This window comes from Kluyvera sp., from assembly GCF_047971185.1.
In the GTDB taxonomy this organism is placed as follows: Bacteria; Pseudomonadota; Gammaproteobacteria; order Enterobacterales; family Enterobacteriaceae; genus Kluyvera.
In genome coordinates this window covers 55953-64511 of record NZ_JBKDZH010000114.1, presented here as the reverse complement: position 1 = coordinate 64511, position 8559 = coordinate 55953, and the positions used below count along the sequence as shown (strand labels likewise).

The following is an 8559-nucleotide window of genomic DNA, read 5'->3' as shown; positions in this document are numbered from 1 at the left end:
CTATCTATATGAACGGTGAAAATTACAAGTTTAACGATCTCACCGTTAACACTGCCGGGATGTTATCCGATGGCATCCATACCAAAAACGGTGGCGGTAATATTGTCATTGAAAATTACAAGGCGACAACCAGCGCCTACAGTTCCGATGGCATCAACCTGGGACGGGAACTCTCGGCAAACTATTCGCGGGTTACGGTGAATAATGAAACCAATATTAAAGCGGCGGGCATGGGCGTGCGCGCCAACGCCTCGATTAATAATGCCAATGCGGTAGCGACGATTACCCTTAACGGCCCGACGACCATCGAAACAACCTCGGCAGGCTCTAACGTGGCGGGCTATGCGGTGTATGCCGGGCAGGATACCGAAGCGAACTCCACGGCGGTGAAAGGCAAAGCGGAAATTTATCTCAACGGCGATAGTACGATTAAAACGGTGGGTAAGAACGCCCACGCCGTTTATGCTCGCGCGTCGGGCGCTATTTCTCTGGGGAATGTGAATATTTCGGCGAGCGGAGAGACGGCTAACGGGCTGTTTGCCTCTTCGACAACGACTGACCAGCAGGCCGCCATTTTCCTTGCCAAAAACGCCACCATTAACGTTGCCACCGGCTCGGCCGTCTACGCCACAGGCGCCGAAGCGCGGGTGAAATCCTATGACGTCAGCACGGCAAGCGAGACGGCAGGGATCTATGAAATTAACGGCAATATCGTCGCGGATAAGGACGGGCAGGTTCAGCTGCATATGGCGGACGGCAGCCGGTTTACCGGTATCACCAACTCCAATCAGCTGGCGACGTCCACTGTGGATGCCGGGGTTGTCGCTCTGACGATTGATGGCAATAGCAGCCTCTGGACGATGACCGGTGATTCGGTGCTGTCATCGCTGACGCTGAACAATGGCACGGTCGCCTGGTCGGGCGCCACGGCGGGGAATATCCTGACCGTTGCCGGGAACTATCACGGTAATAATGGCCTGCTGAAGCTGAATACGGTGCTTGGTGATGATAATTCAGTGAGCGATAAACTGGTGGTTCAGGGCGATACCTCCGGGACGACCCGCGTCGCCGTGACGAATGCGGGCGGCAGCGGCGGTAAGACGGTTAACGGTATTGAAGTGATCCACGTTGACGGCGCGTCTGACGGCGATTTCGTGCAGTCCGGGCGTATTGTTGCCGGCAGCTATGAATATTCGCTGCGTCGGGGGGAAGGGGACCAGTACAGCCACTGGTACTTGATGAACGCCGAGGCGGCGCCTGAAAAACCGGCGTCTGAGCTACCGGTACCTCCATCTCCATCTCAACCTCAACCCGTGCCAGAGCAGCCAACGCTGCGTCCAGAAAGTGGCTCCTATATTGCGAACCTGGCCGCTGCCAACACCCTATTTAATACCCGGCTGCACGATCGCCTCGGTGAGACGCAGTATATCGATAGGCTGACCGGCGAGCGTAAGACCACCAGCCTGTGGATGCGTAACGTCGGGGGGCATACGCGATTTAACGATTCCAGCGGGCAGTTGAGTACACAAAGTAATCGCTATGTTTTGCAGCTGGGCGGCGATCTGGCGCAGTGGAGCACGAACGGTCTTGACCGTTGGCATCTGGGTTTGATGGCGGGTTACGGTAACAGCCAGAGCAACACGCGATCTGACGTCAGTCGCTATCACTCCCGTGGGCAGGTGACGGGATACAGCGCCGGGTTATATGGTACCTGGTATGCTAATGAGGCCGATAAAACAGGCACTTATCTGGACAGCTGGATCCTCTATAACTGGTTCAACAACAAGGTGAACGGCCAGGGACTCGCCGGTGAAGAGTATGATTCTGACGGGATCACCGCGTCCGTTGAAGGAGGCTACAGCTTCCTGATGGGCGAGCGTAGCGACGGGCGTTCAACCTACTGGCTTCAGCCGAAAGCACAGTTGACGTGGATGGGTGTGAAAGCCGATACGCATACGGAGGCCAATGGTTCCCGAGTGGAAGGAAAAGGCGACGGTAATCTGCAAACGCGGCTGGGTCTGAAAGCCTTTATCAAAGGCCACAGCGCGCTGGATGAGGGAAAAGAGCGCGAGTTCCAGCCGTTTGTTGAAGCTAACTGGATCTATAACAGTCAATCCTACGGCGTGGCCATGAACGGCGTCACGAACTATCAGGCGGGAACGCGCAACATTGGCGAGCTGAAGGCCGGCGTAGAAGGCCAGATAGGCAAAAATCTGCACATCTGGGGTAACGTCGCGCAGCAGGTTGGCGATAAAGGCTACAGCGATACGCAGGGCATGCTGGGGGTTAAATACGCATTCTGATGGTCTGGACCGTTGGCCGGTACTCATTTTACCAGCCAACGGTTTCGTTGATATTTGATGTGCTGTGGTATCGAGATCGCTATGAATATTTACGCTGAAGAATTGCGCATCATTATGGACACCCTGATGGGGCTCATTTTTAACGACGGTGAGGAGGCGCGACGCGACGCGGCGTTCCGCAGACTGTTAAGCGAGATAGAAGCCGGTGAGTATCCGGAATCGGTCACCACGCTCTGTCAGCAGGCGGCAAATACCTGGCTGTTGTCCAGTGAAATGCAGGAAGAGGCGGATAAAAAGACGCTGCGTCAGTCGGCCGTTGTCTATTTATTAGCGGCCTTTGGGCGTCTCCACGGCCTGGCCGCCACGGAAGAATATATTGTGCAAAGGAATAAAGAACAGCTTGGCCTACGCTAACCGATAAATGACGCTCCTGAAATAGGCCCCGCTTGAACGCACCGCAGACGGTATCTGTGGTGCGTTTTCTTGTGTCTTACCGCATCTGGAACCATAGTTACTAACAACTCGTTTTCTATTTTGTGAGGATGTGGACCGTGGAGATGTATCTGAAACGAATGAAAAGCGAGTGGGTAACGCTCCTGGAGCAAACGGAACTTCACATCAGACAGCAGGCTGCCGATATCGCGGTCGCTAACGCGCATGCGCTGAGCGTTGAGTTTTATAAGGTGGTGCTGGCGGACTCGCATGCCGAAGAATTTCTCAGCAACGAGCAGGTTGAGAAACAGCTTAAGACCGCGCTGGAGAAATGGATTATCGATATTCTTTCCTGCCAGCCTGAAGATATCGACACCTTGATGGCCGCCCAGCATACCGTCGCGGAAGTTCACGCCCGTATCGGTATCCCGGTTGAACTGGTGGAAATGGGCTTTCGGGTATTAAAAAAACTGCTCTATCCGGTCATTATTTATGGGCCGCAGGCGTCGGCGGACAAGCTGCAAATTTATCATTATGCTATTAATAGCATTGATTTAGCGATGGAAGTAATGTCGCGCGCCTTCTCCTTTAGTGAAAGCAGTATGGCCAAAGAGGATGAGAATTATCGCATCTTCTCGCTGCTGGAAAATGCGGAAGAGGAGAAGGAACGTCAGATTGCCACGTTATTGTCGTGGGAGCTGGAAGTTATTTACAAGGTGGTACTCGATGGCGATCTGGGTAATACCCTGCCATTGAGTCAGTCTGATTTTGGCCTGTGGTTTAATCATAAGGGCCGCCACTATTTTAGCGGTATCGCCGAGGTGGGTCATATTTCTCGCCTGCTACAGGATTTCGACGGTATTCTCTCGGTCATCAACGATACCACCAAACCGCTCGACAGTAAGACTCACCGCAATAAGTTTTTATTACAGCTCAGAAGCACGGTTTCGCAGATTGCGACGCTGCTGCGCGAGCTATTTGAGGAAGTCTCCCGCCATGAAGTGGGGATGGACGTTCTGACCAAACTGCTTAATCGCCGCTTTCTGCCGACCATCTTTAAACGTGAAATCGCCCATGCCAACCGCGTTGGCACGCCGCTGTCTATCCTGGTGATTGATGTCGATAAATTCAAACAAATCAATGACACATGGGGGCACAATACCGGCGATGAGATACTGCGACGGGTGTCGCAGGTGTTTTACGATAATGTGCGCAGCAGTGACTACATTTTTCGCTATGGTGGTGATGAATTTATTATTGTCCTGACGGAATCCACCGCCCACGATACGCTGCGTACCGCGGAACGCATCCGCAGCCGTGTTGAAAAAACTAAAGTGAAAGCCCCCAACGGTGAAGACATTTTGTTATCACTGTCGATCGGTGCGGCGATGTTCAGCGGCCATCCGGACTATGAACGCTTAATTCAGCTGGCGGATGAGGCGCTGTATATCGCCAAAAAACGCGGGCGTAACTGTGTAGAAATGTGGAAGGCCAGTTAATTAGTGAGTACATAACCCCAACTGAGTATTTTCTGGTGGGGTGCCACCGAATATTAACCAGCGTTGTTGTATGTCTGAGTTGCTATTTGATCCAGTCGACCTTTTGTCATCATTTCAATTATTACCTCTGTTATTGTCGCTATACTCTTTCGCTCCTGTGCCACTTCCCGCGCACAAACACCTTCTGAGTTCAGAGGCTAACCTTTATGACATGGCAACAATTTAAGCAGGCTTATTTAATCAAATTCTGGTCGCCTGTTCCGGCCGTTATCGCTGCCGGTATTCTCTCCACCTACTATTTTGGCATCACCGGCACCTTTTGGGCGGTCACCGGCGAATTTACGCGCTGGGGCGGCCAGCTTTTACAGCTGGTGGGCGTACACAGTGAAACCTGGGGCTATTACAAGCTGATTAGCCTTGAAGGGACGCCGCTGACGCGTATTGATGGCATGATGATCATCGGCATGTTCGGCGGCTGTTTTGCCGCGGCGCTGTGGGCCAACAACGTGAAGCTGCGTTTTCCCCGCAGCCGTATTCGTATTTTTCAGGCTATCGTAGGCGGGATGATTGCGGGCTTCGGCGCGCGCCTGGCGATGGGCTGTAACCTCGCGGCCTTCTTCACCGGGATCCCGCAGTTTTCTCTGCACGCCTGGTTCTTCGCGCTGGCAACCGCGCTCGGCTCGTGGTTTGGCGCACGTTTCACGCTGCTGCCGCTGTTCCGTATTCCGGTGAATATTAAAAAAGTTTCCGCCGCTTCGCCGCTCACCCAGAAGCCGGATCAGGCACGTCGCCGTTTTCGTCTCGGGATGCTGGTATTTATTGGGATGCTCGGCTGGGCGCTGCTGACCGCGTTCGATCGCCCTAAGCTCGGTCTGGCGATGCTGTTCGGCGTCGGTTTTGGTCTGCTGATTGAGCGGGCGCAAATCTGCTTTACCTCCGCCTTCCGCGACCTGTGGATCATCGGCCGAACCCAAATGGCCAAAGCGATTATTTTTGGCATGGCGGTGAGCGCCATCGGTATTTTCAGCTACGTCCAGCTCGGCGTCGCCCCCAAAATCATGTGGGCAGGCCCGAACGCGGTAATTGGCGGCCTGCTGTTCGGCTTTGGCATTGTGCTGGCCGGCGGTTGTGAAACCGGCTGGATGTACCGCGCGGTAGAAGGGCAGGTGCACTACTGGTGGGTTGGGCTGGGCAACGTGATCGGCTCGACGATTCTGGCCTACTACTGGGACGACCTTGCGCCGTCGCTGGCGACCAGCTGGGACAAGGTCAACCTGCTGACCACCTTTGGCCCGCTGGGCGGCCTGCTGCTCACCTACGTGCTGCTGCTGGCTGCGCTGCTGCTGATTATTGGCTGGGAGAAGCGCTTCTTCCGCCGCGAGTTAACCGCGACCGCCTCGGATGTGGTCACTAAGGAGAACGCATGAACGCTATCGTGCCTGATTATCGTCTGGATATGGTGGGTGAACCCTGCCCGTACCCGGCGGTGGCGACGCTGGAAGCGATGCCGCAGCTGAAAAAGGGTGAAATCCTGGAAGTGGTCAGCGACTGCCCGCAGTCGATTAACAACATTCCGCTAGATGCGCGCAACCATGGCTACACCGTGCTTGATATCCAGCAGGATGGGCCGACGATCCGTTATTTGATTCAGAAATAATGTGCTGCTCCCGCTATTCTGCGGGGGCGCAGTTGATGACGTCGCGGCGAAATGCCATCGTTAGATTTCGCCGCGATATTGCACATCAATTCCTTCCTGCTTATCCCAATTCCGCTAGCAAAAAGTTTCATAGGTAAAACTTATTCCGCGTTGGTTCTATTTTATTTTGCCTGTCACGCATTTCATGTTTGGTATGCTTGACAAGGCCATTCGCCATTGCTAATAGTTAATCCATATCTTAAATAATAAACAAAGTTTAATATATGAAACTCGATGGTGGGAGTTATAATAATGCTAAAACCGTGAGGGATGAGACGGAAATACTTGTTGGGTTCCAGTCCCGTAGTCAGCAGGTATATCAGTCTAATAATTCCGTACGCCATATTTTTTATGGTGAAGATGCACGAGAAAAAATTGATTGGTTTATTTCTTCACAGCCTTTGCGTGGAACCATTATATTTATTCATGGCGGTTATTGGCAATCCTGTAATAAAGAGGATTTTGCTTTTATTGTCACGGCCCCATTGCACGCGGGATTTGATGTGATGCTGATTGAGTATAGCCTGGCACCATTGGTCCCGTTACAAAAAATACATCAACAAATTGGCGCTGCCCTGGATGTTATTTATTCATTAGTGGATATAAAAATGCCCGTTTATCTTAGCGGCCATTCGGCGGGAGGGCATCTTGCCGCCTGCTGGCAAACACATCCCTTAGTTACAGCAACGCTGGCTATCAGCGGAATTTTTGAGCTATCGCCGCTATTAGCAACAACGATAAATCAACAACTTCAATTGACGGCAGAAGACGTCAGTCAGTTGAGCCCACTGCGGCATCCCCCGGCATCTCCATCAGCAATAACGTTGTATTATGGCACCGATGAATTGCCTGAACTTATTGCCCAGAGCGAGAGGTATGCGCAGGTGCTTTCGCAACATAGTGTACTCGTTGAATGCGTCGCGGTAGCGGGAGCTAATCATTACACTATTCTTGATGCATTATTTTCCACCGACGGGTTAATTTTGAAATCTATTCTTAATAACAGGTAGGTACCATGCGCAATGTAATTAATACTGGCTTGCCGGAATTAGGGCAGCCCTTTTCATGGGCCACGCGTGGCGGTGGGCTTTTATTTACTGCCCATGGCCCGGTTCTCGCTGATGGCACAATTGAAACCGGCGCGGCGGAAAAACAAATCAGTTTAACATTTAATAATCTGATGCATACCTTGCAGGCTGCGAATAGCCATAGTGACAACGTATTGCAAATTATTGTTTATTTGACTGATGTTAATAATGTTCCCCTTCTCGATGAAATCTATCGGCGCTATTTTAATGCGCCTTACCCGAACCGCTCAACGGTTATTGTCGATAAGCTGGTGGTGCCGGGAATGAAAATAGAAATTACCGTAACTGCTGCTGATAATTAAAATCTCACCTGCTCGCAATGAATAACGATCGCTAAGGATAACTATGTTTACTGAAATCAAACCTTCGCAACCGGACCCAATTATGTCGTTGATGGAGGCTTATTTACAGGATAGTCACCCACAGAAAGTGAATTTAGGTATCGGTTTGTATTATGACGAACAAGGTCGAATTCCATTAATGGCTGCCGTAAGGCAGGCGGAGCAGCACTTCATTGCCGCGCAGCAGCCCCACGGTTATCCGCCCATAGAAGGTAGCATCGGCTTTGCAAAAGGCGTGCAAACTCTCCTTCTGGGCGAGATGGCGCAGCAACACGCTTTGGCTACGGTACAAACCATCGGTGGCTCCGGCGCGCTTAAACTCGCGGCAGATTTTCTGGTTGGCTTCCTGCAATGCCGGGCTATCTGGGTTTCTGACCCTACGTGGGCCAATCATCAGGCCATTTTTTCCGGTGCCGGCCTGGACGTGAATTATTATCCCTGGTTCGATAATGCGAGCGGCGAGCTGCGCTATGCCGAGATGATTGACACGCTGCAATCATTACCTGAGGGAAGCGTCGTGTTATTGCACCCCTGCTGTCATAACCCTACCGGAACCGATCTGACTCCGGAACAGTGGCGAGAAGTCATTGCCCTGATGCAGAGGCAGCGTCTGTTACCGCTATTTGATATCGCCTATCAGGGATTCGGCGAAGGGCTGGATGAGGACAGCTATGCGCTGCGGTTGGCGCAGGAAAGCGATTTGCAGTTCATTATTGCGAACTCATTTTCAAAAAACGTTTCACTCTATGGCCAGCGAGTCGGCGGTTTAACCGTGCGCTGCGCTAACAAAGGAATTGCCGACAATGTATTGGGCGCGCTGAAAACGCTGATTCGCCGTAGTTACTCCTGCCCACCGACCTATGGCAGCCGAATTGTCGAACTGTTACTCACCGACCAAACGCTTAACCAGCTGTGGCGAGATGAGCTCAACAATATGCGCCAGCGTATCAAACAGATGCGCCAGCGATTGGCTGCGGGTCTGGAGGAAGGGGGCTCTACGCTGGACTACCGGCGCATACGCGATCAGCGCGGCATGTTTAGCTATACCGGTTTGAATGAACAACAGCTTAACGATCTGCGCCAGCGTTACGCTATCTATCTGGTGACCCCGGGAAGAATGTGTTTACCAGGGCTGAATAGTCACAATATTGATTATGTCACTACCGCCATTCTGGATGTGACCGCTTCCCGTCGCTAAGG

The 8559-nt window shown here is 52.3% G+C and carries 8 protein-coding genes; all 8 read left to right on the top strand.

What is annotated here, in order from left to right; all coding sequences use genetic code 11:
• On the top strand, positions 1 to 2303 hold a 2303-nt coding region (locus ACK5JN_RS22715; RefSeq protein ID WP_416872217.1), incomplete at its 5' end, for an autotransporter outer membrane beta-barrel domain-containing protein.
• 81 nt (positions 2304 to 2384) lie between these two features.
• The gene (locus ACK5JN_RS22710) at positions 2385 to 2717 is read left to right on the top strand and encodes a hypothetical protein (RefSeq protein ID WP_416872216.1); all 333 of its coding nucleotides are present in this window, start codon (positions 2385 to 2387) and stop codon (positions 2715 to 2717) included.
• Positions 2718 to 2854: 137 nt separating this feature from the next.
• Positions 2855 to 4234 carry a diguanylate cyclase gene (locus ACK5JN_RS22705; RefSeq protein WP_416872215.1) on the top strand — a complete coding sequence of 460 codons (1380 nt, stop codon included), beginning with the start codon at positions 2855 to 2857 and terminating at the stop codon, positions 4232 to 4234.
• Between the two features lie 206 nt (positions 4235 to 4440).
• The gene (gene yedE / locus ACK5JN_RS22700; protein ID WP_416872214.1) at positions 4441 to 5661 is read left to right on the top strand and encodes a selenium metabolism membrane protein YedE/FdhT; all 1221 of its coding nucleotides are present in this window, start codon (positions 4441 to 4443) and stop codon (positions 5659 to 5661) included.
• Positions 5658 to 5891, top strand: coding sequence for a sulfurtransferase-like selenium metabolism protein YedF (gene yedF / locus ACK5JN_RS22695; protein WP_347290896.1), 234 nt, complete (start codon positions 5658 to 5660; stop codon positions 5889 to 5891). Before yedE ends, yedF begins: the two co-directional genes overlap by 4 nt.
• Positions 5892 to 6154: 263 nt before the next feature.
• Positions 6155 to 6940, top strand: a complete 786-nt coding sequence (locus ACK5JN_RS22690; protein WP_416872213.1) for an alpha/beta hydrolase fold domain-containing protein — start codon at positions 6155 to 6157, stop codon at positions 6938 to 6940.
• Positions 6941 to 6945: 5 nt separating this feature from the next.
• Positions 6946 to 7320, top strand: coding sequence for a RidA family protein (locus ACK5JN_RS22685; RefSeq protein WP_416872212.1), 375 nt, complete (start codon positions 6946 to 6948; stop codon positions 7318 to 7320).
• A 43-nt stretch (positions 7321 to 7363) separates the two neighbouring features.
• Positions 7364 to 8557 carry an aromatic amino acid transaminase gene (locus ACK5JN_RS22680; RefSeq protein WP_416872211.1) on the top strand — a complete coding sequence of 398 codons (1194 nt, stop codon included), beginning with the start codon at positions 7364 to 7366 and terminating at the stop codon, positions 8555 to 8557.
• Positions 8558 to 8559 lie beyond the last annotated feature (2 nt).

Excerpts from the sequence above, each read along its gene's own strand:
- ACK5JN_RS22710 (WP_416872216.1), top strand. The coding sequence starts at position 2,385 with ATGAATATTTACGCTGAAGAATTGCGCATCATTATGGACACCCTGATG.
- yedE (WP_416872214.1), top strand. The coding sequence starts at position 4,441 with ATGACATGGCAACAATTTAAGCAGGCTTATTTAATCAAATTCTGGTCG.
- yedF (WP_347290896.1), top strand. The coding sequence starts at position 5,658 with ATGAACGCTATCGTGCCTGATTATCGTCTGGATATGGTGGGTGAACCC.
- ACK5JN_RS22690 (WP_416872213.1), top strand. The coding sequence starts at position 6,155 with ATGAAACTCGATGGTGGGAGTTATAATAATGCTAAAACCGTGAGGGAT.
- ACK5JN_RS22685 (WP_416872212.1), top strand. The coding sequence starts at position 6,946 with ATGCGCAATGTAATTAATACTGGCTTGCCGGAATTAGGGCAGCCCTTT.
- ACK5JN_RS22680 (WP_416872211.1), top strand. The coding sequence starts at position 7,364 with ATGTTTACTGAAATCAAACCTTCGCAACCGGACCCAATTATGTCGTTG.